The sequence below is a fragment of the Mesorhizobium sp. M0037 genome (genome assembly GCF_040323635.1).
Classification (GTDB): domain Bacteria; phylum Pseudomonadota; class Alphaproteobacteria; order Rhizobiales; family Rhizobiaceae; genus Mesorhizobium.
Genome location: NZ_JAMYVB010000007.1, coordinates 195,907 through 222,035, shown reverse-complemented (window position 1 = coordinate 222,035; position 26,129 = coordinate 195,907). Strand labels below are relative to the sequence as shown.

The following is a 26,129-nucleotide window of genomic DNA, read 5'->3' as shown; positions in this document are numbered from 1 at the left end:
GAGATGGACCGGGTCTTCGTAGAATATTACGAGGAGGAACTGTCCCACATACGCGGGCTGGCGGCGGAGTTCGCCGACATGCATCCGGCGGTTGCCCGCAATTTGTCGCTGGATACGGTGCCGTGTCCCGATCCTTATGTCGAGCGACTGCTCGACGGCGTCGCCTTCCTTGCCGCGCGCACGCGGCTGAAGGTGGATGCCGAGCGCTCGCGGTTCTCGCGCAGCATCCTCGACGTGCTTTACCCCGATCTGGTCACACCGGCGCCGGCAACCGCCATGGTGGTGCTGAAGCCCGGCCAGCAGGTGCAGACGATGCTTGCCGGCCATGTCGTCAAGCGCGGCACGCGGCTGGTCTCCAGCTTGCAGGCCGGCCTGTCGACACGCTGCACCTTCACCACCGCGCAGGACATGACGCTGTTTCCGATCGCGATCAGTTCGGTCGGCTATTTCCAGGACCGCAGCGCGCTTGCCGCCGCCGGCATCGGCCCGATCGCCGGCAAGGCCGGCGAAGCGGCACTTCGCATCACGCTGGCGCGGACCGGCAAAGGCAAGCTCGACGAACTGGCGCTCGACCGGCTCGACTTCTATTTCGCCAACCGCACCAAGGCGCCGCTGATCTTCGACGCCATCTTCGGAGTCTGCTCTGGTGTCGGCGCTCGACCGGAAGGCAAGACCAATCCATTGTCGCCGCTACCGCCTCCGGAGATGGTCGGCATTGCCGATGCCGAGGCGCTGATGCCGCGCACGCGGCCGACCTTCGAAGGCTACCGCCTGCTGCGCGAATATTTCATGATGCCCGAGCGCTTCCATTATGGGCGCGTCACCGGCTTGCTGCCGGTCGTGCGCAAATGCCAGGCCGGGCTCGAAATCATCTTCCTGTTCCGGCGTCCGGTGCCCGAACTCGCCGATCTGACGCCGGCGGATTTCGATCTCTTCGCCACCCCGATCATCAATCTCTTCGAGCGCGAGTGCAACATCGTCGAGCTCGACCAGCGCAGGACGCGCCAGGTGCTGCATGCCGACCGCACGCGGGCGCGCGACTTTGAAATCTACCGCGTCATCCGCGTCGAAGACGCCGATGCCGAGGGACCCGACGCGGAGATACCGGAACTCTTCAGCCTTGGGCAAAATCGCGGCAGCGGCTGGGTCTATTCGACGGAGCGGCGGCCGCGCCGGCCGACCGAGGACGAGCGGCGCCAGGGCGTGACGCGGACCTCCTATGCCGGCGACGACGTCTTCCTGGCGGTTTCGCGCCCAGTCAACAGTCAGGCCAACCGGCCGCTCAAGCGCGTCGACGTCGTGGCACTGTGCACAAACCGCGATCTTGCCATCCTCGACGACACGCCAACGCTGACGCTGGAAGCGGGCGACCCGGTGGAATCGGTCAGGCTGCTCGGCGCGCTGCGTTCGCCGCAGCCGGCCATCCCGGCAGCGCTGCCGACCGGCGCCGACAGCGAGTCGCGCGCCGACGACCTGGCCTGGCGGCTGGTCTCGCAGCTGGCGCTGAACTTCCTCAGCCTGGCCAAGGAAGGCCGCGGCGTCGATCCGCTGCATGCGCTGCTCGATCTCTATGCCGAACGCGGCGATCCCGGGCTTGCCCGCAATGTACGCTCGATCGTGCGCATCGATTCGCGCGCGGTGATCGAAAGGCTGGCGATCGAAGGGCCGATGTGCTTCGGCCGCGGCACGGAGGTGACGCTGCATGTCGACCAGTCGGTGCTGGCTGGGCAGAGCACCTTGCTGATGTCGGGGCTGCTGTCGCGGCTGTTTGCCCGTCATGCCGGAATAAACGGGTTCGTGCGCACGCGCACGCGATTGCTCCAGAAACAGGAGGATGTGCCATGGCCGATGACGCCCGGCAATCGCTACCTCATCTAGAGCGAGCCGCAACCCTGTCCGAGAGTTTCGACTTCTTCGAACTGCTGCGCCGGCTCGAGCGGCAAGGCGGCCTGTTCGGCCATTCCGGCCGGCCGGACCGCGAGCCGGCAAGGCTCGGCCAGAATGTGCGGCTGTCCTTCGCGGTGCAGGACGTTGTGGATTTCCGCGAGCCGACCGACAATTCGCCGGCGCGGGTGACGGTCAACAATCTCGGCCTGCTCGGGCCTGAAGGGCCGATGCCGCTGCATCTGACGCGCTGGGTGCTCGATCGGCTTTCGCAGCGCTGGTATGCGGGCGCCGAGGCGCGGCAGACGAGCGACACGACCTTCGTCGATTTCGTCAACATCCTGCAGCACCGGATGATCGCGCTTTATTATCGCGCCTGGGCGGATGCGCATCCGGCCGTGCAGGTCGAACGCGGTGTCGGCGGCCGCGTCCGTTCGATGCTGGAAGCCATGGCCGGCATTGGGCTGCCGGGCACGCAGGACGCCGAACTCGATGCGGTAAAGCTTCGCCAGGCCGCCTCGCTCGCCAGCCAGGTCGACGGTCCCGAACGGCTGACCCTGTTCCTGGCCGAAGCCTTCAAGGTTCCGGTGGTGCTGAAGGAATTCGTCGGCGCCTGGATGACCATTCCCAAGGCGCTGCAGAGCCGGCTGGCCGGCAGCTATGCCACACTCGGCCGCAGCGCCACCATCGGCCCGCGCAGCTTCAGCCGGCAAAGCCGAATCGAACTGCGCATCGGTGCGCTCAGCTATATCGACTACAAGGCGTTCCTGCCCGGCGGCGAGCGGCTGAAGCTGTTGAAGCAGGCGGTGCGCGACCTGATCGGCGAGACCATCGATGTCGATCTCAGGATCGTGCTTGCGGCAAAGGCAGTGCCGCCGGCGAAGCTTGGAACCGTCCAGCTTGCCCGCACCACCTGGCTGGCGCGCAACCCTGCGCGAGGCGATGCCGAAGACATGCGGCTGCGCACCATCGTCGGCTGGCGGGAAGAGGTTGCCTGATGAGCCTGCTGCTGACGCTCGAACAGGGACCCCGCGCGCAAGTCACGCGGCAGGCGCGGCTGGACGAGGGTGAGCTGGTGATCGGCCGCAGCGCCGACGCCGACTGGCAGATCATCGATCCCGACATGTTCGTCTCGCGCGCCCACTGCAAGATCACCAGCAAGCAGGGCGGCTATTTCGTCACCGATACTTCCAGCAGCGGGCTGTTCATCGACGATGCCAGCAGCCCACTCGGCGCGGGAAATACCGAGCGGCTGCAAAGCGGCATGCGGCTGCGGCTGGGCGACTATGTGGTGTGCGTCGATTTGCAGACGGCGAAGACCGAGGCGCCGGCCTTGAGGCCTTCGATGCCCGCCAGCAAGCCGGTGGCGTCGCGGGCGCCGGTCAGTCTCGGTGGCGACGATTTCTTTTCGTCCACGACCCAAGAAGAGCCGGGACGGCCACGCCCTGCCGACCTGCCCGATCCGTTCGAAAAGCCGGTGCCCGGGGCGTTCGCGCGTGCGGATGAACGCAGCTCGCAGGCGTTCGATGATCCATTCAGCCTCGACCCGGTGGCGACGCCTGCGCCCGAGACCGCCCCCGACAAGGGTGTTGGCAAGCCGCTGTTCGACGATCCCTTCGGCCTCGATTCCGCACCGCTGTCGCGAGAGCCGAGCAGATCCAGTTCCGAGAAGCCGCCGGCCTACGATGACGGGTTTGGTTTTGGCCCGGCCGAGTCCACCAGTCTCGACGCAGGCGCGACGGATGGCGGCGCAATCGATGCGCCCTCGCCTGCCCCGGCGCCGTGGGATCTGCCGGTCCGCGCGGCCGAGCCATCGCCACAGCGGCCACCGCCAGCCCCGCCTCCACCGCCACCACGCGCGCCTGTCCGGCAAGCTGCGGCGCGGCCGTCGGCCGGACAGGCGGACGCGGAATTGCGCGCCGCTTTCCTGCGCGGCATGGGCATGGACGAGGCCGATTTTCCCGGCAGCGATCCGGTGGCCGACATGGAGAAGTTCGGCCGCGAATACCGACTGATGATGGAAGGGTTGATGCAGCTTTTGCGCAAGCGCGCCGAAGAGAAGGGCAACGCCCGCGTCGCCCAGACCGTGGTTGGCGCGTCCGAGGTCAACCCGCTCAAATTCCTGCCCTCGGTCGACGATGCGCTGGTGACCATGCTGGCCGAGCGCAGCCCCGGTTTCCTCGGCGCCGAAGCGGCGATCAAGGACGCGGTGCGCGATCTGGCGCAGCACCACGTTCGTGCCTGGCGCGGCGTGCAAGGCGCGCTCAAGCGCATGATCGACCGCTTCGATCCGGCGGCAATCGAGCAGGAACTGAAGTCAAGTTCGGCGATCGGCAATCTGCTGACCGGCGGGCGCGGCGCCAAGCTCTGGGAATTGTACCAGAAACGCCACCGTGAAATCGCTCACAGCGCCGAGACGCGTTTTCTGGGCGAGATCGGCGCTGATTTTCGTGATGCATATGAGGAGGACTGAGACATGATCGACAGACGCGAATTTATTTTTGCCATCGGAGCGACGGGACTGCTGACTGCTTGCCAGAGCGGCCCGCCGAAACCATCCGTCATCACCGTAAACCTCGCCGGCGGCGCCGGCATGAACCCCGGACCGGGCGGCGGCGACAGACCGGTGACTGTAATGATCCTGCGCCTGAAGAGCACCGGCGCTTTCAATTCGGCCGACTACTTCGCCCTGCAGGGCGGCGCCGGCGCGGCACTTGGCGGCGATCTCATCGGCTCCGATACGATTTCCGTCGGACCCGGCAAGACCGCATCGAAGACCATCACGGTCGAGCCGGAAGTGGCAGCACTCGGCTTCGTCGCGCTGATCAGGGAACCCACCGGACGCAACTGGCGTACCACCAAATCGGTTTCGTCGGGATCGAAATTCACCGTCAATGTGAAGCTCGGCAGCGGCGGCATTTCCGCCTAGCGGCGGCGGGTCCGCAAAGCCGCGCCAAGGTGATGAGCAGGAAGCAGAGAGTGCCGGCATGAGCGATGCAAACAGGGTGCTGTGGTCGGAGGGGCTTTTCCTTCGCACCCAGCATTTCCAGCAACAGGACCGCTTCTTCGAAGCGACGGTGCGCGGCGCCTTGCAGGCCGGGCATCTGCATACGTTCGGCTTTCGAACGTTGACGCTCGATCAGGCACAGCTCGATGCCGGCCAGATCTCGGTGCTTTCGGCGCGCGGCATCTTTCCCGACGGGACGCCGTTCGCGATCCCTGAGACGATGGATGCGCCGCGGCCGCTGGCGGTGACGCCGGAGATGGGCGCGGGGCCAGTGCTGATCGCACTGCCGCTCGAACCGCCCGGCGGCGTCGGCTTCGACCCGGCTCACGCCGAGCCGTCAGGCGCACGCTATCGCGGCCGGATCGTCTCGGTGCGCGACGCCGTGCATGGCGGCTCCGACCCCGAGGAAATCGAGATTGCGCGGCCGCAGGCGCTGTTGCTGGCGCCGGGCACGGCCGTCGGCGGTTACACCGCGCTGCCGGTGGCCGAGCTCAAGGGCGTGCGCGCCGATGGCGGCGTGGCGCTCGACGACACCTTCCTGCCGCCGACCTTGGTCATCGGCGCGGCCTCCTGGTACAGCCGCCTGCTGCAGGAAGTGGTCACCGGCCTCGACCAGATCGCCGAGGCGCATGGCAAGATGGTGCTGGGCGGCCCCGGGCGCAGCGTCGAAGACCTTCTGATCCTGAACCTGGTCAACGCCGCGCGGCCGCGGCTGGCGCACATGCTGGCGCAGGACGTTTTCCATCCGGCTGAGGTCTACATGGAACTTGCCGGCCTTGCCGGCTCGATGGCGACCTACGGTTCGAGCGCAAGGCGGCTCGGCGAACTGCCTGTCTACGACCACATGGCGCCAGGCCCGGCCTATTCGGCGCTGGCCGACGCGCTGCGTTCGCTGATCCTCAGCCTGCGCTACATTGAGCCGAAATCGCGCGCCCTGCCGGTCATGCGCCATGCCACCAATGTGTGGAAGATCCGCATCGACAACCCGAAACTTCTGGTGGCGAGCCGCATCGTGGTGCGGATCGGCTCCGAACTGTCGGAGGATGCCTTGCGCAAGATTTTCGTCAACCAGGCGACGGTCGGCTCGGCCAGCGAATTCGAAGGGCTGTGGAAATCACGCCTGCCCGGCATTCCGCTGAAGCCCCTTCATTCGCAGCCGCGCGAAATTCCCTATGACGGCGACCGGCTGTGTCTCGAACTGGACCAGAAAAGCGAGCACTGGGCCTCGCTGCTCGAAGCGCCGGGTTTTGTGATCGGTGTTTCGGGCGTGCTGCCCAGCGAACCGCAGGTCGACTGCTACTCGGTCAACAGGTGAGATGATGAGCAGGGACGATCCGTTCGGACTGTCCGAGGATCGGGAGCGGACGCGCATCCGCCTGAGCGGAGCGCCGACGCCGCGCGCCATGCCGCTGCCGGCGTCGGGCGTCACCGCGAAGCGCTCCGCGCGCGCGCATCCGAACGTGCTCGTCAATGCGTTCTCGCCGCTGCTGGAGTTTGCACCCGAACTGGAAAACGCGCAGCCGCCGGAGAACCCGGAAGCCCTGCGCACCAGGCTGCTCGACGAACTTGTGCGCTGCCGCGACACCACCATGGCGCAGGGCTCCTCGCTCGAGCGCGCCGACCAGGCCGCGTGGCTGGTGGCTGCGTTGCTCGATGATCTGGCGCTGAATACGCCGTGGGGCGGAGCCAGCGCCTGGCCACGCCAGCCGCTGGTGGTGATGCTGCGCGGCGACGTCGATGCCGGCGCGCAGTTCTTCGCCCGGCTCGAAGAGCTTGAACGCCATCCCAATCGCGACCGCGAAATGCTGGAGTTGCAGTATCATTGCATGGCGCTCGGCTTCCGCGGCAAATATCGAGTGCCGGGCCGCTCCGGCGACCGTTCGCTCAATGCGGTGCGGGTGGCTGCAGCGCGTTTCCTGCGCGACAGCGACGCCGAAGGCGCGCCGCTGTCGCCCAACTGGAAGGGCGTGATCGCCTCCGACGAACCGCAGCGCTTCATCGTGCCGATCTGGGTGATGGTTGCGGCGGCGGCGGTGATCGCCACCGCCATCCATATCGGCCTGTCGATGAGCCTGAGCAGCCAGGCGGTCGAGCTTTCGGCGCTGGTGCGCGCACTGCCGCCGCCGACGCGTACGGATGTAACCCGCGCTTCGCCGAAGGTCGACGCGCCGCCGCCGGTGGCGGTCGATTTCGCGCTGCTGCCGGAATTCCAGGCGGCGGCGCCGGACGAGCTCAAGAGAGCGCTGAGCGGCACGGAGAGCGTGTCGCTGGCGCGGCTGGTCATCCAGGCCTCCAATCCCGAACTCTTCCAGTCGTCGCGCGCGCAGCTGACAGACGGCTTCGATCCGCTCATCGCCTCGGTCGCCAAGGTGATCCTCGAGAACCAGGAGCTGATCGGCGATATCACCGTGGTCGGCCACACCGACGGCGTTCCCTTGCAAAAGACCAACCCACTGTCCACCAACCAGCGGCTGTCGGAAGCCCGCGCCGCGGAAATTGCCGATATCCTGATTCAGAACGGCGTGCCGAAGGAGCGCGTGCGCTCCGAAGGCCGGGCCGCCACCGATCCGGTGGCCGACGACGGCACACGCGAAGGCCGGGCCTTGAACCGCCGCGTCGAAGTGCTGGTCGAGAAGAGGCTGTGACATGTTCATCCTGCGCTTCCTCTGGGCGGTCCTGACATCGCGTTTCCTGTGGACGCTGATCGGTCTGGCGCTGCTGTCGCTGATCATCTGGGTGTTCGGCCCGATCGTACGGGTCGGCGACTATGTGCCGATGGCGTCGGAGACGGTGCGCATCGTCATCATCGCGCTTCTGGTGATCTTCTGGCTGATCTGGCTGATCGTCGCCCAGCGCCGCGCGATCCGCGCCAACCGCATGTTCGTCGCCGAGATTTCCGCACCTGTCGAGGAAAAGCGGCTCAGCCCCGGCGAGGAAAACGTCGCAGCGGTCGGCGCCAAATTCCAGGACGTCATGGTCGAGCTGAAGCGCCGCAAGCTCGGCGGCCGCAAGTTCCTGCGCGAGATGCCGTGGTATGTGATCGTCGGCCCGCCGGCGACCGGCAAGACGACGGCCTTGCGCCAATCCGGCCTCAACTTTCCGATCGACCTCACCGACGATCTGCAGGGCATCGGCGGTACCCGCAACTGCGACTGGTTCTTCTCCGAAAACGCAGTGATGATCGACACCGCCGGGCGCTATGTCCAGCAGGAAAGCCAGCCCGAGGTCGACGCCGTGGAATGGCTGGGTTTCCTCGATCTGTTGAAGAAGCATCGTGGCCGTCGTGCGCTCAACGGCGTCATCGTTGCGCTTGGGATCGACGCGCTGTCCGAGGGCGACGAAGCCGTCAAGGCGCATGGCCGCAAGATCCGCAGGCGCTTGGCCGAGCTCGAGGAGCGGCTGGAAATCCGCTTGCCGGTCTATCTCATGCTGACCAAGGCCGATCTGATCAGAGGCTTCGAGGCCTTCTTCAGCGGCCTGTCGACGGCGGCGCGCGAACAGGTATGGGGGACGACCTTCCCGCTCGATGCACGCGTCGACGCCAAGACGATCGCGGGCGAAATCACGACGCTGTCGAGGGAGCTGGAAAAGCGGTTGGTGCCGCGGCTGGAAGACGAGGACAAGCTGGCCGAACGGGCCGAGATCTTCCGCTTTCCCGCACAGCTGCAAAGCCTGTCCGAGCCGATCCAGGTGCTGGTCGAGGCGATGTTCGGCGAGAGCCGCTACGAGGAGGCGGCCTGGCTGCGCGGCCTCTATCTGACCTCGGCCACCCAGGAAGGCGCGCCAATCGACCGGCTGACCGCGGCGCTCGCCTCCTCCTTCGGCCTGCCGGCACGACGCTCGATGCCGGCGCAGCGTTTCGAGAAGCGCAGCTTCTTCCTCAAGAACCTTTTGACCGAGGTGATCTTCAAGGAGGCCGGGCTCGGCACCTTCGATCCGCTGGCGCAGCGCCGCCGCAGCTGGATCTGGCGCGGTGCCGCCGCTGCCTGCGCGGCTGCGGCCATACTCGCCGGCGGCCTGTTCACCTGGTCCTACTACGACAATCGCAACGCCATCGCCGCGCAAGCCGGCCAGTTCGAAGCGCTGCAGGCGCCGCTGACGTCGACCGCGGCGACGCCCGCCTCGGTGCTGCAGCCGGCGATGGACGTTGCCCTGACCGCCATGGACGAAGTCGTCAATGCCAGGACTGCGCCTCCGAACAAGGCGCAGGACCTGCTCGGACCATCGGCTTCGGCCGAGATGATGCGGGCGCAGACCGACACCTATGACCACGCTCTGCGCAACGTGCTGGAGCCGCGGATGGTGGCGCTGCTCGAAGCGACCATGTGGCGGCAGATCCGCGATCCGGACTTCATGCTGGGCGCACTCAAGACCTACCGCATGATGACCGGCCTGTCTCAGATGGACTCCGACTTCGTCGAGAATTGGTGGGTGAACGACCTGCCCGAATTCGCGCCGGCCGCGCCCTTCCCGACCGCCGATGCGGAAGAACACCAGTTGGCCGCGATCCGGCGCATGGCGGTCGACGACAGCTACATCGCGCCCGACCAGGCGCTGGTCGCCGAAGCGCTGAAAACGGTCTGCACGATCTCGCTGCCGGCGCGGGCCTACAAGCAATTGCTGGCCGATCCGGCGGTGGCCGGATTGAAGGAATGGATCCCCGCCAATTTCGCCGGGCCGAACGGCGCCAAGGTGTTTTCGCGACGCTCCGACAAGACGCTGCGCGTCGGCATATCAGGCGCCTTCACCTATGACGGCTTCCACGATGCGATCCTCGACCGGGTCGAGGATGTCGCCGCCCAGGCGGCACTCGACCGCGCCGTGTTTGCCGGCGGCTGCTCGGAAAATTCCGAGACGTCGGTGTCGGCGCTGTCGGAAGATATCCTGAAGCTCTACTATGACGACTATATCGCGCAGTGGGACAGTTTTTTGCGCGACATGCGGCTGGCGCCGCTCAGCGACCTCAACATTGCCAGCGAGAATCTGAAAGACCTTTCCAGTGCCGATTCCGCGTTGAAGCGGCTGTTGACGGCGGTGGTCCAGGAGGTCGACCTCACCCGCTCGGACGACGCGCCGGCCGGTGACGACAAGGCGGCGGCGAAGGGCGGCTCGAAACTGCTGGGCAAGCTCGGCAAACTGGGCAAGATCGTCAAGACCGGCGCCAAGCTGTTGCCGCGCGCAGGATCGGCCAGCGAAGTCGACCTGACCGGCACGTTGGTGGCCGAACACTTCAAGCCGCTCAAGAGCACGATTGCCGAGGTCGACGGCCAGCCGCCGGCGCTCGATGCCGCGGTCGTCGCGCTGACGGCGCTGTCCAACGTGCTGCAGACGGTGACCGCCAATCCCGACCCGCAGGACGCGATCAAGAAACAGGGCGGGCTTGCCGAACTGACCGGCGCCGTCGCCCGCCAGGCGCAAATCCTGCCCGACCCGGTCAACACCTGGCTGAGCGGCATTGCCGGCGACACCAGCGGGTTGACGCAGAAGGCCGTGGCCTCCGAGCTCAACGCCATCTGGCGCGCCGACATCCTGCCCTTCTGCCAGGCCGCGCTCAACGACCGCTATCCGTTCAGCCCCGACAGTGCCGTCGACGTCAACGTGCGCGACTTCGCCCGCCTGTTCGGACCGGCAGGGATGATCGACGGCTTCATCAACGACCATCTGATCGGCTATGTCGACACCTCGGCGCAGCCTTGGAAATGGCGTGCCGATTTCGGCCTCGACCCATCGGCGCTCGCCGCCTTCGAGCAGGCGCGGCGCATCCGCGACGATCTCTTTCCCGGCGGTCAGGGCCCGGTGATGGCCTTCACGCTCGAGCCGACCGACCTGTCGCCCAACGTGACCCGCGTCACCCTCAACCTCGATGGCCAGAACCTGGTCTATTTCAACAATGCGACGCGGCCTCAGCCGATGACGTGGCCCGGCAAGGACGGCACCGGCGTCATCTCGCTCGCTTTCCAGCCGATCGACGGCTCGCCCGAAATCATGCTCAACGAGACCGGCAGCTGGGCATGGCTGAGGATGCTGCGAGGCGGCCGCTTCACCGGGACGTCGCTGTCCGATGTCTACAGCCTGCGGCTGGGGACGAAAGGCATGTACGCCGATTTCAAGCTCAAGGCGGCGAGTGTCGAAAATCCCTACAACCTCCAGATGTTCAAGAAATTCTCATGTCCGCCGCAGATCTGAACATCGGCTTCTTCGGCAAGATTCCGGCGACCGGAGATTTCGTTGCCGTAAACCTGCCGCGGACCTTCATCGACCGCTGGGACCGCTGGATGTCGATGGAGTTGCGCGAGAGGCCAGACGAGGGGGAATTGGATTCGCGTGTTTGGCGCTTCATCGTCAAGAGCGGCATTTTCGGCGACCGGCCCTGTGCCGGCGCATGGCGCATGAGCGAGGACCGCGTGGGACGCCGCTATCCGTTCGCGATCATCGGGATTGGGGCTACACCGGCACCTGACGATGCATGGTTCGACGGCGTTGCGTCAATCGTTGATGAAGCGGTCGAATTGCAGAGGACGCAGTCCTGGATAGCCGAAGGCTTGGCCAACCTTGCCGCGCCCAGCAACAGCCATGGCGATCCGAACCGGATTGGCTTCTGGCTCGACGACTGGTCGGTGCATGAGTTCGCGTTCTCGGATATTCACGACCTGGCGGCCAACGCCCTGCCGAAAATGCGCGCCCCGCGCCCTGAGACGGAATAGCTCTGATGGGCAGCACAGTCTTTGCTGAAGGCATGGGCTTCTTCCACAAAGGAAGCGGCGGCAAGGGCGTGGCGCCGGGAGATGTGTGCTTGAGCCCGCCTTCCCCGCCGGCAGGCCCGGTTCCGGTTCCATACGTCAACATGCTGTCTTCCAGCGATCTCACCAAAGGCAGTAAGAGCGTCAAGATCGAAGGCAATCCGACCGCGCTCGAAAGCTCGTCGGAGGTTGCGACCAGCACCGGCAACGAGCCGGCCACCCAAGGCCTCGGCGCGGGGGTCATAACGCACAAGATCAAGGGCAAGGGAGTGTTCAAGCTCTGGTCGTTCGTCGTCAAGGTGGAGGGTAAGGGTGTCTGCCGCCATGGCGACACCATGGAGCAGAACACGGCAAGTCCACTCCCGAACACCATCGATACCGCCGCCTTGGTCAACTTCCGCAATGCTCTTCTGGTGAAAGAGAAGAAGAAATGCACGACCGATTATTGCTACGACGATCATTACACCCAGCCAACAGGCCCGCAGAAAGCCAAGGTTCAGAACCGGCCATGCTGGGAATGCAAACGTAACCTTGACAGGTTGAAGAAACGCACGACCGGCAAGAACAAGACCGCGATCAAGCGACTGGAGGCCAAGGTCAACCGGCAAATTTCGGGGAAGGAAGCCCCGCTGATCGCCGATCACCAGCCGACGCAGAAGGCAGCGTGGTACGCGGGTGGATGCAATATAGAGATCGTCCCACAAGGCTTCAAGGATGCGATGAAAGCGCTTTACGTCAGGCCGCATTGCTCCAGCCACAGCAACAGCCAGCCGGGCCGGCAGTCGAAGGTGGACAACAAGGCGATTAGGAAGTTCATGAACGCTCGGGGGATCTAGGCGATGAGTGCAACGGGTTTTGCCGATCTCGACGCTGACTATACGGCGATAATCGATGCGTGGACCGCAGAGCTCCACGCCGTCATGCCGGCGATCGAGGAATGGTGGGGCGCACTGCAGCAGCGCCTGAACGCCTCCGGTGAGAACATAGCCAATCTGCATTGGCCCGCCGGGCTGGTGGCCCATCCACGGATTCTGGCGATCTACCGCAAGCACTACTTCAAGGTTCACGGCCTGAACCTTGAACGGTACGCCCGACAGACCGATGATGACGACGAGGACGATGAATCGAACTGGGGTGAGGATGGCGACGAAGCGGACGCCAGCGGTCCCGTGCCGCCCAATCTGCTGCTGGTCGAAATGATGTCCGAATACGACACGGAACTATTCAAGTACTTCAAGTACTTCGTCTATGTCCCGATCGGCGAGGATCCATCTCTCGAAATGTGCTGAGGCTAGAAGAAGATGGCAATGCGGATTGATCATAGTGTCGAACTCGGCCTGAACCGGCTTCTCAACGCACCCCAGGACGTTGTCGGTCCCGATCATGGAATCCGCCTTTCGCGCCGCGAGGCCTCTGCTGCCTATAGGTCCCTGTTCAAGGCCTACCTCGCTGACTTGCAGGAGACGTTCGAGGTGGCTTCCGAGATCTGGGAAGCTGGCCTCGACGAACTGGTCGATGGCGGCCTGACCGTCAATCAAGCGATCACGGCCCAGCTGGATGATGCAGCGGCCGGCCCGGCGAATCATCCGGCGGTGGTGTGGCTCGTGCGGGAATACTGGCTGCGATGCGTTGCGGTGGGGGAAACGCTGCCCGCGGCCGACCGCCTCGCGCCTGAGGTGTTCCTGCTGCAATGGGTCGTCGATGAAGGCAACAAGGAATATGTAGAACTGCTGACGGCCATGCCCTATTGGCCGATCGGGCTTGATGAAAACGGCCGGTGGTGCTGAACGATGGCCTTCGATGTCTGGCTGGAAAACAGGACACCCTTCGCCGCCGCGACGCACGTCCAATTGAATGCTGACGGCCAAGAAACTCTGATTGTCATGCTATCGGCAAGTTTCACGGCGACGGATGAAGGAAAGGAATTCCAGCCAGCGGCCGAACAGGTGCCGGTGATCTTTGGCGATGAGCCTTTTGGCGATCCGGCCCTTTCATCGACCCGCTACGAAGCGGACATCGCGCCCGTCAAGCCTGGCGCCGAGGTGATCGTGAATGGCGTCGCGCACGCGCCGGATGGAAGGCCGGTACGCGAGATGCAGGTTGGCCTGCGTGTCGGTAACTCGATCCGCAAGGTATTGCAGGTCGTCGGGGACCGGATCTACGACTCCGGCGGCTACAGCGCACCGGCGCCTTTCCGGACCATGCCGATCGTCTATGAACGCACCTATGGCGGCACTTTGGAAGACTTGCGCACGGACCAGCGCAATCCAGTCGGCGTGGGGTACCATAACGCCCGGTCTGCAGATCCTGCGGTCAGAACCGAGGCGCCCAACGTCATGTATCCGGGCGAAGCGCAAGCCCGACCTGGGGAATCCCTGAGGCCGGCGGGATTCGGGACGATTGGCCGGGGCTGGCAACCGCGCCTGGCTTTCGCCGGAACCTACGACAAGGCTTGGCTCGAATCCCAATGGCCGCTCGCTCCCAAAGACTTCGACACGCGGCATTATATGTGCGCCCCAGCCGATCAGCAGATGGCCGGCATCGGCAACGGCGAGGATATCACGGTGATCGGCATGACGGCTTCGGGCAGATGGGATTTCCGCCTGCCGCGCATCACGGCCCCGCTTCGGCTCATTTATGACGATCGTGTAGAAGAAAACGCGTTCAAGCCTGACACCGTGCTCATCGAGCCTGACTTGAAGCGCGTGACCCTTAAGGCTCGTTTGGCAGTGGTAATCCGGCGCAACGTGCCGGCGCTGCGGGAAATCGCCTTCGGCCACATTTCTCCTGTTTGGATCAATGCGCGCCGCAAGCGAAAACTCTATCTCAATCTTCTCGGCGGCGACGGGGCCCTGCGCGATCGCTCGGCGTGGCAGCCGTGAAGCGGCCGCTCTACATCTCGGTTGGTGGCGCCGTCACGCCTGCTGGATTGAACGCGCGCCAGACCATCTCAGCCATTCGCGCCAACCTGTCAGCATTTCAGGAGGTGCCTCTTTCAGAGCCGTTTCCCACCACACAGATCGTGGCACGCATTCCAGCCAAGGCGGGCCTGCGACGCAATGACGGGGTATGGCTCGCCAGCATGGGCGCCCGCGCTCTCAAGGAGGCGATGCTCGACAACAAGGCAACGCCGGACCACACCGCTGTTCTGCTCGCGCTGCCGGAGAGTTTCCGCGACCATCCGGCGTATGAAGAGGTCGAGCGGGGGCGCCTTTTGAATGCCATTTTCGAGCGATGCGGCCTGCGCTTCAATGCCGGCTCGCGCGTATTTGACGGCGGTGCCGCAGCCAGCGCCGGACTGCTCGACTATGCCGGCGACATGCTAGAATCCGGGACCGTCGCGCAGGTGCTGCTGGGTGGTGTGGACAGCCTCGTCAACGGGACCGACATTGCGCGCTTGATGCGAGCCAATCGTCTGAAATCCGAAAACAATGCTCAAGGGGCAGTCCCTGGCGAGGGCGCTGTCTTCGTGCGCCTGACGCGAGCGCCGGGGAGCGGGCCGGCTGCAATGATTTGCGGGGCGGGCCTGGCTCAAGAGATCGACAGCGTTCTTTCCGAACGCCAGAGTCAAGGCCGTGCGATGGTGGCTTCGCTGCTTGCTGCCTTCAGCGGGTCCGGACCCAAGGAACCCGATATCGAGTTCCTTGTCAGCAATGGAAACGGGGAACGGTACAGCGGGCTCGAACAACTGGTCGGTCGCTCGCGATTCTACCGCACGCACCGCGAGATATTCCCGACAGCCTACCCTGCGATGACGGTCGGTGACATTGGAGCCGCTAGTGCGGCACTTGTTCTGATGCTGGCGGCCGACAGTTTTATAAGCGGTTACGCGCCGGGCCGCGTCGCAGCCTGCGAGCTTGCATCCGAGGGTGGCAACCGGTCGGCGATCGCGCTTACCGACCTCCGCCAACGCTGAACGGAGGGACAAGCCTTCCCTCGGCGAAAGCGATCACATCCACGCCGGGAACTTGCGTGTCCTGCGCCAGTCTGCCAGCGGCGCCTCGGGCGTGGCGATTGCCGCGCGCAACGCATCCACCCTGAGCCTGCGCATCGAACGGAACAGACGATGGTTGCGCCCGCCGCGCCCTTCGTCCCACCATGCTTCGACGCGATCGGCGGCCGGCAGCGAGCTGTCGTCGAGTTGGGCAAAGCCCTCGCCAAGAACAGCTGGATCGGCAACGAAAAGGTCGGTGTCGCCGAAGTCCACCTCGAACAGATCGCGAAGTGCTGCACCCGCTGCGGATGCCAGTTCCGGCTCGCGCATCTTCTCGATCAGCCACGGCACCACCGCTTGGTCGCCGAGCAGCCCGATCGATGCCGTGGCCGCGATGCGCAAGACAGGCTGTCCGAGACGTGATTGCAGCCAGGCCTTGCCGGCCTTCGGCGGCGTCGTCAGCAGGCGCAACTCGATCGCCGCCTGCGCATGGTCCGTCTCCGTCAGCACGATCTTGTCGATCACCGAGTGCGCGGACCGAGCCTCGCCAAGCAGGCAAGCAGCGAAGGCGGCCGCAAGACGTTCTTTCGTTGTCTCGCCGTCAAGCCCAGCCAGGACTTCCGGAAGCAGGTCGCGCCGCCTGAGCACGCCGGCGAGCCGGACGGCGCGCCAACGCACGTTCGCATTGGAATGGCTGGCCAGATCATGCAGGCGCTGTCCCGGATCGACGCGATGATGCCAGAGCGCAGATAGCCCAAGACAGCGCAGCCGCGCGTCGCGCGTGTCCAGCCACTGCGCCACGAACGGGCGCAGGTTTTCGCCCGGCGTGCGCGCGATCGCGGCAGACAGGCTCGATATGCCGGCGTCACCTAGGCTTGCGCCCGCGTCGATTGCAGAGGTCACCAATTTGGCATCGCTCCAACGCATTGCCAGAGTGCCAAGCACGAAAATCTCGCCCGGTTCGGCGTAGTCGGCGAAGCGCGCTTGAGCAGCTTCCCAACCGGCCTTGCCGGCTGCCATGAGCCCTTCGAGATTGGCTTCGAGACGCTGGTCGATGCGGCCGATATCGGTCTCGTCGAGGATTGGACCGTCGATCTCCAGACGACGTCGAAGCCACAGGAACGCCGCGTCCTCGGCGTGTTGGTCCACGATCGCCGCAATGGTCGCGATGCTGTGCATCGGCAATGCCTCAGTTAAGATGCACGGCCCCGCCGCGGATGCGGTTGGTGCCACTGGCCTGGCTGGTCAACTGGGTGCCACGAATGGTCACGCGTCCATTCTTCTCCAGAATGATCGATGCCAGGCCGCAGCGCAGTTCAATGCGCTCATCGCCGTTGATGACGACACGTTCGCCGTCGCGGACGACTTCGAGGCTCCTGCCGCGGGGCGCAGGATCGACGATGCGCCCGACCACCAGCGGCCGCGCCGGGTCGCCGCCCTCGAAGAGCAAAGCCAGTTCGGATCCGACGGCCGAAACGTCCAGCTCCGTCAGGCTGCGCGCCGCTATCGCGGTCTCGCGCGGATTGCCGACGAAGACAACCAGCGGCGCCCCGCCTTGGAAGCCGATCAGCAGGCCGATCACGACGCCGTCGATACGCTCCAGCACTTCCATGATGATGCCCTCAATTGTTGTTGATCGTGCTGCCCTTGACGATCACCTCGCCGTCGGCCTTGACGGTGATCTTGCCGCTGCCCTTGAGGGTAATATCCTTCCCATCAGCGACAATGGTGCCATCCTTTTTCATCGTGATCGAGGCCGAACCGCATTTGAGCGTGATCGAGTCGGCCGCCTCGATCATCAGATTCTTGCCGACCTTGATCACACTGTCTTCGGCTATCTGGATTCCGCTGCCTTTGCCGACCTTGAGCGCGTGCCCGCCGCCGACATCGGTTGCGTCGTCCGCAGCGATTTTTGCCGACCTGCCCTTGCCGATCTGCGACGACTGTGCCCCGCCGATGGTGAAACTCTGATCGGCGCCAACATTGACGCTTTGCGCCGCCGCGATGTTCCAGCTATCAGCCGCGCCGATATCGTGGCTCTGCGCAGCACCTACGGTGACCGACCGCGTCGCACCGATCGTGTTCGTCTGCGGACCGCCCACAGTTCGGGTCTCGGATGCTCCGACCGAATCGACCCGGGCCGCGCCAACGGTCACTGTCTGGACGATTGCAACCGTCTGGGTGTGGTTGGCACCTATGGTCTCCGTGGAGTTCGAGCCGATGTTGATCGTCTCATCGACCCCCACCGTCAGTGAGCGGTTCTTGCCCACCGTCTCGGTGTCGTTCGACCCGATATTGGTCGTCTGGTCGACGCCGACCTTGACCGTCTTGTTGTTGCCGACGTCCTCGTCGAGGTTGTGGCCGACGGAGTGCTTGGCGTCGTGGTCGATGCGGTCGGACTGGTCGTGCTGGACCAGCTTCTGGCGATCATTCTTGATCAGAAGGTGGTGGTCCTTCTGCGCCTGGAAGTTGACCAGCTCCGAGCCGGCCTTGTCCTCGAACATCAGTTCGTTGTAGCCGCCACCGCCCTTCGACGAGTTGGACTTCCAGCCGGACTGCGTGGCGTTGCCAGGCAGTCCGTAGGGCGGCATCTGCGAGGCGTTGTAGACCCGGCCGGTGATGATCGGCAGGTCCGGATTGCCTTCGATGAAATCGACGATCACTTCCTGGCCGATGCGCGGGATCTGGATGAAGCCCCAGCCGCTTCCGGCCCAGGTCTGCGACACCCGCACGAAGCAGGAGCTCTTCTGGTCCTTCTTGCCGAGGCGGTCCCAGTGGAACTGCACCTTCACCCTGGCATATTTGTCGGTGAAGATCTCCTCGCCGGACGGACCGACGACCGTCGCCGTCTGCGGCCCGCGCATGATCGGCCTTGGCGTGATGCGCGGCGGCCGATAAGCAACTGAGGTCGGCGCCACACCGAGCACCACCTTGAAATTCTCGCCATCGGTGTCGACGCCGGCGCGATAGCCCGGATCGAACAGCCGGTACTCGGCGCTGATCACCAGATACTCCTTGTTCTGGTCGTCGCGCGGAAAGCCGTCGAGCTTGAAGGTGCAGCCGGAGAACAGGCCGCGCACGGTGCCGACAGCGGCAATGCGCATATGCGGCGCCTGGATTTCTTCGCGCCTGATCGCCGCCAGGCTGTCGCCGCGCCCGACTTCCAGATGCGCGCCGGGGTGGCGATAGTTCTCGCCGGCGGCCTGCTTGTGGCCGAAGGGCTGCGCCGACTTCGCCATCAAATCGGCGGCGGGTTTTTCGAAGTCATAGTCGGTGTGGGCATAGGCGCCGGGGCGCACCGCGCTGCCTGGAATCCAGTCGGTGATGTACTCGACGTCGCGGCGCGAGCCCTGCCCTTCGAACTGATAGAGCACCGTCTCATAGCCCGGCGCTGGCTTCAGCTTGCTCATGGCGTCGGCCAGGATCAGCGTGTGCTCGCCCTCGGCATGCTCGAAGAAGTACATTATGCCTTCGTGCTCGAGCAGCCGCTGCACGAAATCGAGGTCGCTCTCGTCGTACTGCACGCAATATTCGCGCGGCGGATAGGAGCCTTGCAAGCGCTTCTCGAACTTGGCGATGCCGCCATATTTGGAGAAGATCTCCTCCACGATCTCGACGGCAGTCTTGTCCTGGAAAATGCGGCAGTCGGTGGTATTGCCGAGGAACCACAGCCACGGCCTGACAACCGCCTCGTAGTGAGCCAGCCGATCTTCGATGCGGGTAAGGCGAAACTCGGCGATGAGGCCGCTGAACCAGCGCTTGGGGTCGGCCTCGCCTTCGATCGAAACGGCGCCGCCCAGCATCTTCAGCGGGTCGATATCGGCATTGGTCGAAACAAATCCAACGGTGTAGGCAAGGCAGCGGCTGATCTCGTCGCGGCCGACGAGATGCGTAAAGGTCAACAGCTCGGCGCCGACCGGCGTCTGCACAAGCGCGGCGCGTTGTTCACTCGGCATGGGTCGTGCCCCTCCTGAGCGCTAGTGTGGCAGGTTCGAAGCCCTTCTTGTGTTAACGACCTCACGTTCAGGGATATTTCGCAACTTGCCACCCAAGCCATGTTGAGCCTACCACATGTTCTATGGCAGACCAAAGAGGACAAGCGGCAGGCCGTTGCTGTTTGCGCCGCTTTCGCCAGTGTGAAACGCCGCTCTCCCGCTGTGCCCGCAAGCTGCTAGACTGTGGCACATCGGATCAATGGAAACGGCAGCGGTCGACGGTCCATAGCGCATGTTCATCAGTCTGCAGATCAGCAATGTCGATGTCCTGCCTGCCGGGCTGCCGCCCGGCTACGCATCGCGCGACCGCGGCTTCGAGATCGGGCGGGAGAACTGCGCCTGGACCTTGCCCGATCCGGACAAGTTCATCTCCGGCCGACATTGCGAAATCCGCTACGAAGGCGGCGCCTTTTTTCTCCACGACGTCTCGCGCAACGGCACATTCGTCAACGGGTCGAGCCAGCGCCTGACCGGCCCGCATCGGTTGGCGCAAGGTGACCGGCTCCGGATCGGCCGCTATATCGTCTCGGTGTCGATCGATGACGGGAACCTAGCCTTCGGTGGCCATGGTTCGACGCAACGGCAGATGCCCGTTGCCGGATCCTTTCCAGACCATGTCGCATCGCCACGGTCACCGACCGCGCCACCCGCTTCGGTCTCCAGCCGGCCGCAGCAAGCCGACGAGATCCTGCGCGCGATTGCCGCCGGCGCCGGCATTCCGCCAGAGGTGCTTTTGCTGCGCCAACCGCAGGAGGTAGCCGGCGAGATCGGCGCGGTGCTGCGCATCGTCGTCGACGAGCTGGTGTTGCTGTTGAAGGCGCGCGCCGCTGCAAAAGTCCTGGCCAAGACCAGCGACCGGACCATGATCAATTCCGCCGACAACAATCCGCTAAAGTTCGTGCCCGGGACAGACGAAATCCTCGACATCATGTTCGCGCGGCGCAGGGCCGGCTATCTCGATGCCAGGCACAGCATCGAAGACGCTTTCCACGACCTCAAAACACATGAATTCGCCACCTTCGCCGCCATGCAGGCAGCGCTGTCGCGGTTGCTTGACGATCTGTCGCCCGAGGCGATTGCGAAAAAACTGCCGCCATCCTCCTTTGCCTCGAAGAAAACGCGCGCCTGGGACGCGCTGGTCGCGACCTGGCGGGCCAAGGAGGAAGCGCACGAGAATGGCATGCTGGACATATTCCTCACCTATTTCAGTGAAGCCTATGCCAAGGCCGCCAAACCGAAGACCGGCAAGGGCTAAGCCCGCGCACCGCTGAAGACACCGTGAAGGCGACCCGAGCACGGGCCGGCCACCAAAATTGCGCCGGGTTTCCATCGCAACCTTCTGAGACTACGATCACATACGACGATTGAGCACGCGGGTACGGTTGGTCGACCTCGGGGGTCTGCGGCACATGTCATGTCACGGCGAGATAGCGTCCTGCGGTCCGCGTTTGCGCGGACATGGCGCTGTGCGTCGCGGCGCGCGGGCGTAGAGGCAGGGATCGGCGATGAGCTCGAAGGATGATCCTTTCGATCCGACCGGCAAAACCGTCATCCGCCCCAGCCGCCCCAATCCCGGCCGCAAGCAAAAGACGGTTCTCGCCCGCGATGCGCCGGCCCCCGGCAGTACGGTGATCGCCCCTGCCAGCGTCCCGGAACCCACGGTTTTCGATCCCAACGCCGGCCGCCAGCCGCCGTCCGACGTCACGGGGACGGTGATCTATCAGGGAACGCCCTTCGCCAACGCGCCGGCCGATCCGCCCGTTCACGGCTCAGCCGGGACGGCGGGGAAACCGCCATGGGATGCGCTGCTCGGCGCCAGCGATGCCGTCGATTATGGCGCGGCCAACCCGATCGTCGCTGCCGCGGCGCCCTTGCTGATACTGCTTGGGCATCTGCGGCTGATGGCTGTCGAAAGACCGGCCGAGCCGCTGGCGCAGCATGTCGCCGGCCTGATCGAGGATTTCGACCGCAAGATCGCCAGGACCGATACCTCGGAAGAGGATGCGCGCATCGCCAGCTATGTGCTTTGCGAAACCGCCGACGATATCGTCGCCAATCTGCCCGGTTCCAGCCGGGATGCGTGGGCGCAGGACGCCATGCTGCAGCGCTTCTTCCAGGTCAGACCCACCGGCGCCGGTTTTTTCCAGGCGCTGAACACGGTGCTGGCGACGCCGGAACCTCATCGCAATCTCATCGAGCTGATGCATGTCTGCCTGTCGCTTGGCTTCGAAGGCCAGTATCGCGGCCAGCCGCGCGAGAGCCTCGAACGGGTCCGCCGCGACGTCTACGAGACATCAGCCTATTTCCGCGTCCCCGGTGACGACGACATCTCGCCGCGCTGGCAAGGCTTGTCGGTCACATCAGCGCAAGGCTCCAGGCGGGTTCCGCTCTGGGCCATAGCCGCTGCAAGCGCGGCGGCTTTGACCGCAGCCTTTTTCACGCTGCGGGTCCTCATCACCAATGATGGCGAGGCTGTTGCCGGCGAGTTGCTGGCGCTCAATCCGGCGACGCCGGTCACCATCGAGCGCACCGGTTTCGTGCCGCTGACCGAGGAGGTGAAAGTCGTCGCAGCGCCAACGACGATTGCGCAGGTCGATCGCATCCGCACTGCCTTGGCCAAGGAGATCGAAGGCCGCGGCGTCAGCGTCGGCACCAAGGGTGATTTCATCATCGTGGAAATCAGCAACGCCCTGCTGTTCCAGTCGGGACGAGCCGAGGTCAAGCCGGAGTTCGAGCCGGTGGCCGCCAGCATCGCGGCGGCTCTCGATGCGGAGCGCGGGCCGATCCGGATCGTCGGCCACACCGACAACGTCAAGCCGAAGAAGACCAGCGCCTTCAAATCGAATTTCGACCTCTCCGTCGCCCGCGCCCAGTCGGTCGAAAAGATGATCGCCGCGCATTTCAGCGATCCGTCGCGGACTAAGGTCGAAGGCAAGGGCGAGGACGAACCCATCGCCGACAATGCAACGCCGGAGGGCCGGGCCAAAAACCGCCGTGTCGATGTGATGATCCCGCGGGAGGAGACGCTGTGACCGGCTGGCTGCTGCGCATCTTCAGCGCGCTCGCGCTGGCCGGCTTTGCCGCCGCGGTCTGGTTCGCGGGCCCGTTGATCCGCTTCGCCGGCGCCCGGCCGTTGGATCCCATCTGGCTGCGGGCAGCGATCATCGGCATCGTCGTCGGAACGGTGGCGATCATCTACGCAGTCCGGTTCCGGCGCAGGCGCAAGGCGCAGAAGGCGCTGGAGGCCGCCATGGCCAGCGCCGAGGATGACGGCAGCGATGCAAAGGTGCTGGAAGCTCGCATGAACGAAGCAGTCGCGACGCTCAGGCAGTCGAGCGGCAAGCGCAACTTCCTCTACGACGTCCCCTGGTACATCGTCATCGGCCCGCCGGGCGCCGGCAAGACCACCGCGCTGGTCAATTCCGGCCTGAACTTTCCGCTTGCCGGGTCGGGCCAGGCGCAGCCGGTGGCGGGTGTCGGCGGTACGCGCAATTGCGACTGGTGGTTCACCGACGAGGCGGTGCTGATCGACACGGCCGGGCGCTACACGACGCAGGATTCCCATGCACGGACCGACAGCAAAAGCTGGCTGGCGTTCCTGTCGCTGCTCAAGCGGCACCGGACGCGTCAGCCGATCAATGGCGTCATCCTGGCGATCAGCCTTGCCGATCTGATGGCGGACGGAGAGCAGGCGGCCCGTGACGCCGAGATCCGCAGCCGCCTGCAGGAACTCCACGAGGTCCTGAAGGTCCGCTTTCCCGTCTACGTGCTGTTCACCAAGGCCGACCTGGTCTCCGGATTCATGGAATATTTCGGCGGTTTCGACGAAGCACGCCGGCGCAAGGTGTGGGGCGCGACCTTCCAGACCGCCGAGCGCGGCCTGAACATGATCGCAGAAGCGCCAGCCGAATTCGACGCGCTGGTGAAGCGCCTGACCGAAGAGATGAGCGAGCGGCTGCAGGCGGAGACCGATCCGGTCGCGCGCATCGCCATTTTCGGCTTCGCCGCGCAGCTCGGTGCGCTGAAAGGCCGGATCGTGAATTTCCTCGAGGGCGTTTTCGAGCCGACGCGCAAGCAGCTGAACGCCCCCCTGCGCGGCCTGTATTTTTCTTCCGGCACGCAGGAAGGCACGCCGATCGACCAGTTGCTGGGCAGCATAGGCCGCAGTTTCGGCAGGAATGCCCAGGCGCATCTTTCCGGCACCGGCAAAAGCTTCTTCCTGCACGATCTGTTGAGCCGCGTCATTTTCGCCGAGTCTGGCTGGGTGTCCTATGACAGGGCGGCCGACAGGCGCGTTGCGATCGCCCGCTACGCCGGCCTGACAGCGATCGCGGCCATAGCGATCGCCGCGCTTGGCGTTCTCGGCCTGAGCTTTACGACCAACAAATCGCTGGTCGCCGCGACCGGCCAGGCGGCAGGCCAATACCGCGCGACAGCCGCGCCGCTGCTGGCCAGCACGACGGTGTTGGATGCCGACCTCGAAACCGTCATCGGCGCGCTCGATGCGCTGCGCGGCCTGCCGGCCGGCTACGATACGAGAGACCAGCCCACCCCGGCCACGGCGACGTTCGGCCTCAGCCAGCGTGAGCGTATCCTTTCGGCTTCCGAGACTGCCTACCGGCAAGGGCTGGAGCGCATGTTCCGCTCGCGCCTGCTGTTCCAGCTCGAACGCACGATCGAGGCCAGGATGGCCGATCCGATGGCGCTGTACGAGCCGCTGAAGATTTACCTGATGCTAGGCGGCAAGGCGCCGAAAGTGGATGACGAACTGGTCGTCACCTGGCTGAAACTGGACTGGGAACAGAACCGCTATCCCGGCGCCCACAATCGCGACGGCCGGGCGCAACTGGAGAAGCATTTGCGCGCCATGCTGGCGCTCGACAACGACCAGGATCCCTCGTTCGAACTCAACCGCACGCTGGTCGAATCCGCCCAGCGCTCGCTCGGCCGCATGAGCCTTGCCGATCGCGCCACCGCTCTCATCCAGTCGGCCACCTATGCGGCGGCGCTGGACGATTTTTCGGTGGCCTCGCAAGCCGGCCCGGAAGCGCCGATGCTGTTCGAGCGCAATGACGGAAACGATCTCGCCGGCCTTCGCGTCCCCGGTCTCTACACCCATGCCGGCTTCGACTTCTATCTGGCGCAACTTGCCAAGAGCGCGCAGGCGCTGGTCGACGATCAATGGGTGATCGGTTCGAGCGGCGAGCAAGGCGGCTTCGACCAGGAATTGCTCAAGCTCGGCCCGGAACTTCTCGACCGCTACGGCAAGAGTTTTGCGGCGGCGTGGAACGAGGTGCTCGACAGGTTGAAGTTCAAGCCAATGGCCGCCGACAAACCGCAATATCTGGCGCTGTCCGCAGCGGGATCACCGACCTCACCGCTGATGCAGCTGTTCGAGGCCATCGCGCGCGAAACAGCTTTGACGCAAGAGCGCAATCCGGCTGCGCCGTCTCAAGACAGCGACCAGGAAATCGCCGCGCGCGCCAAGGGCCTCGCCCGCATCGGCATCGAGCTTGCGGCGCGCAAATCGCAGAGCCGGGCCGGGGCCGCCTTTGTCAACACCCAGAACCAGGATCCCGGCGCCAACATCGAAGCCCAGTTCCGGTCTTTCCAGGCTTTGGTGGCCGGGGCGCCGGGGCAGCGGCCGCTCGACGCCCTCACCCAGAATTTCCGCGAAATCTATCAGAGCGTGCGGCTGGCCGCCGATGTCCCCGCCCAGACGGACCAGGCCAACGCCAATCTGCAGCTGCAGATCTCGACGTTGCGCGCCAATGCTTCGCGGCTGCCGAAGGCGCTGGCCAGGATGGTGAGCGCGGCGGCGGACGATTTCGAGGGCACCGTCGCCGAAACATCGACCACGCGTCTCAACGAGATGCTGGAGGAGACCGTCGGCCGTCCGTGCGAGGAGGTGATTGCCGGGCGCTTTCCATTTGCCCCCGCCGGCACCGACGATGTCGCCATGGCGGATTTTGCCAGATTGTTTTCTCCGGGCGGGGTTCTCGACCGGTTCTTCGCGCAGAACCTGGCGTCGCTGGTCGACATGAGCGGCCAGGACTGGGACTGGAAACAGGACACCAGGTTCGGCCGCAATCTGGCGAAATCGACGCTGAAGAACTTTCAGCTCGCGGCACAAATCCGCGCGGCTTTCTTTCCGCTCGGCGGGCCGGTGCCGTCGATCAACATCACCTTCACGCCGCTGTCGCTGCATGGCGATGCCGACATGGCGCTGCTCAATATCGACGGCCAGGTGCTGCAGGCCACCCAAGCCGGCAACACGCCGGGCCTGATTCCGTGGCCGGGCAAGACCGGTTCGGCCAGTCTCAGCCTGACGCCGGAGCTGCCAGGCCGCGAGTCCGCAATCAAGTTCGACGGTCCCTGGGCTTTGAAACGATTGCTGGACAAGGGGCAGGTCACCGCCAATGGCGATAGTCTCGAAGCGCATTTCGTCATCGGCGGACGGGATGTCGCCTACACGATCAAGACCGGGGAGGACGGCAACCCATTCACGCTGCCGGCGCTTTCCGCGTTCAGCTGTCCGAAGGCTTTCTGATGGGGAATTGCATGGCAGG

19 protein-coding genes are annotated in these 26,129 nt (G+C 64.9%); 16 read left to right on the top strand and 3 right to left on the bottom strand.

The window, feature by feature from the left end; genetic code table 11:
• Positions 1-3: 3 nt before the first annotated feature.
• From tssF to NKJ78_RS13800, 13 genes are read left to right on the top strand one after another with little or no spacing between them, the layout of a single operon-like run.
• On the top strand, positions 4-1,878 hold the full coding sequence (gene tssF / locus NKJ78_RS13860) for a type VI secretion system baseplate subunit TssF (protein WP_352460796.1): 1,875 nt from the start codon (positions 4-6) through the stop codon (positions 1,876-1,878).
• Positions 1,842-2,882 (top strand): type VI secretion system baseplate subunit TssG, encoded by a 1,041-nt coding sequence (gene tssG / locus NKJ78_RS13855; RefSeq protein ID WP_352460797.1) that lies wholly within the window; start codon positions 1,842-1,844, stop codon positions 2,880-2,882. Before tssF ends, tssG begins: the two co-directional genes overlap by 37 nt.
• Positions 2,882-4,357, top strand: coding sequence for a type VI secretion system-associated FHA domain protein TagH (gene tagH, locus NKJ78_RS13850; RefSeq protein ID WP_352460798.1), 1,476 nt, complete (start codon positions 2,882-2,884; stop codon positions 4,355-4,357). Before tssG ends, tagH (NKJ78_RS13850) begins: the two co-directional genes overlap by 1 nt.
• A 3-nt stretch (positions 4,358-4,360) precedes the next feature.
• The gene (gene tssJ, locus NKJ78_RS13845; RefSeq protein WP_023804375.1) at positions 4,361-4,813 is read left to right on the top strand and encodes a type VI secretion system lipoprotein TssJ; all 453 of its coding nucleotides are present in this window, start codon (positions 4,361-4,363) and stop codon (positions 4,811-4,813) included.
• A 58-nt stretch (positions 4,814-4,871) separates the two neighbouring features.
• Positions 4,872-6,206 (top strand): type VI secretion system baseplate subunit TssK, encoded by a 1,335-nt coding sequence (tssK, locus tag NKJ78_RS13840; protein WP_023709959.1) that lies wholly within the window; start codon positions 4,872-4,874, stop codon positions 6,204-6,206.
• Positions 6,207-6,210: 4 nt separating this feature from the next.
• Positions 6,211-7,536: a type IVB secretion system protein IcmH/DotU gene (gene icmH / locus NKJ78_RS13835; RefSeq protein WP_023815185.1), complete on the top strand. Its 1,326-nt coding sequence runs from the start codon at positions 6,211-6,213 to the stop codon at positions 7,534-7,536.
• Position 7,537: 1 nt separating this feature from the next.
• On the top strand, positions 7,538-11,077 hold the full coding sequence (tssM, locus tag NKJ78_RS13830) for a type VI secretion system membrane subunit TssM (RefSeq protein WP_352460799.1): 3,540 nt from the start codon (positions 7,538-7,540) through the stop codon (positions 11,075-11,077).
• A complete protein-coding gene (tagF, locus tag NKJ78_RS13825) occupies positions 11,059-11,595 on the top strand; it encodes a type VI secretion system-associated protein TagF (RefSeq protein WP_023682618.1) in 537 nt (178 codons plus the stop codon). The genes tssM (NKJ78_RS13830) and tagF overlap by 19 nt, the downstream gene beginning before the upstream one ends.
• A gap of 5 nt (positions 11,596-11,600) precedes the next feature.
• Positions 11,601-12,467, top strand: a complete 867-nt coding sequence (locus tag NKJ78_RS13820) for a DUF4150 domain-containing protein (protein WP_023682619.1) — start codon at positions 11,601-11,603, stop codon at positions 12,465-12,467.
• 3 nt (positions 12,468-12,470) lie between these two features.
• Positions 12,471-12,920: a hypothetical protein gene (locus NKJ78_RS13815; RefSeq protein WP_023682620.1), complete on the top strand. Its 450-nt coding sequence runs from the start codon at positions 12,471-12,473 to the stop codon at positions 12,918-12,920.
• 18 nt (positions 12,921-12,938) lie between these two features.
• Positions 12,939-13,418: a hypothetical protein gene (locus tag NKJ78_RS13810; RefSeq protein ID WP_023682621.1), complete on the top strand. Its 480-nt coding sequence runs from the start codon at positions 12,939-12,941 to the stop codon at positions 13,416-13,418.
• A 3-nt stretch (positions 13,419-13,421) separates the two neighbouring features.
• Positions 13,422-14,513 carry a DUF2169 family type VI secretion system accessory protein gene (locus tag NKJ78_RS13805; protein ID WP_023682622.1) on the top strand — a complete coding sequence of 364 codons (1,092 nt, stop codon included), beginning with the start codon at positions 13,422-13,424 and terminating at the stop codon, positions 14,511-14,513.
• Complete coding sequence (locus NKJ78_RS13800) at positions 14,501-15,547, top strand: hypothetical protein (protein WP_023815183.1); 1,047 nt, start codon at positions 14,501-14,503, stop codon at positions 15,545-15,547. Before NKJ78_RS13805 ends, NKJ78_RS13800 begins: the two co-directional genes overlap by 13 nt.
• Positions 15,548-15,580: 33 nt before the next feature.
• Here the strand turns inward: NKJ78_RS13800 and NKJ78_RS13795 are convergent, their stop codons facing one another.
• The 3 genes from NKJ78_RS13795 to NKJ78_RS13785 are packed head-to-tail and all read right to left on the bottom strand — an operon-like array spanning position 15,581 to position 19,521.
• Entirely contained in the window at positions 15,581-16,744 is a 1,164-nt protein-coding gene (locus NKJ78_RS13795; RefSeq protein ID WP_023704807.1) for a hypothetical protein, read from the bottom strand.
• Between the two features lie 10 nt (positions 16,745-16,754).
• The gene (locus tag NKJ78_RS13790; RefSeq protein WP_023682625.1) at positions 16,755-17,180 is read right to left on the bottom strand and encodes a DUF6484 domain-containing protein; all 426 of its coding nucleotides are present in this window, start codon (positions 17,178-17,180) and stop codon (positions 16,755-16,757) included.
• 7 nt (positions 17,181-17,187) lie between these two features.
• Complete coding sequence (locus NKJ78_RS13785; protein ID WP_352460800.1) at positions 17,188-19,521, bottom strand: type VI secretion system Vgr family protein; 2,334 nt, start codon at positions 19,519-19,521, stop codon at positions 17,188-17,190.
• Positions 19,522-19,792: 271 nt separating this feature from the next.
• Between NKJ78_RS13785 and tagH (NKJ78_RS13780) the strand changes: the two genes are divergently transcribed.
• The 3 genes from tagH (NKJ78_RS13780) to tssM (NKJ78_RS13770) all read left to right on the top strand — a co-directional run bounded on the left by tagH (NKJ78_RS13780) (position 19,793) and on the right by tssM (NKJ78_RS13770) (position 26,110).
• Positions 19,793-20,815 (top strand): type VI secretion system-associated FHA domain protein TagH, encoded by a 1,023-nt coding sequence (gene tagH, locus NKJ78_RS13780; RefSeq protein ID WP_352460801.1) that lies wholly within the window; start codon positions 19,793-19,795, stop codon positions 20,813-20,815.
• 250 nt (positions 20,816-21,065) lie between these two features.
• Positions 21,066-22,592, top strand: coding sequence for a type VI secretion system protein TssL, long form (gene tssL / locus NKJ78_RS13775; RefSeq protein ID WP_352460802.1), 1,527 nt, complete (start codon positions 21,066-21,068; stop codon positions 22,590-22,592).
• Positions 22,589-26,110, top strand: a complete 3,522-nt coding sequence (gene tssM / locus NKJ78_RS13770) for a type VI secretion system membrane subunit TssM (RefSeq protein ID WP_352460803.1) — start codon at positions 22,589-22,591, stop codon at positions 26,108-26,110. The genes tssL and tssM (NKJ78_RS13770) overlap by 4 nt, the downstream gene beginning before the upstream one ends.
• Positions 26,111-26,129: the final 19 nt, after the last annotated feature.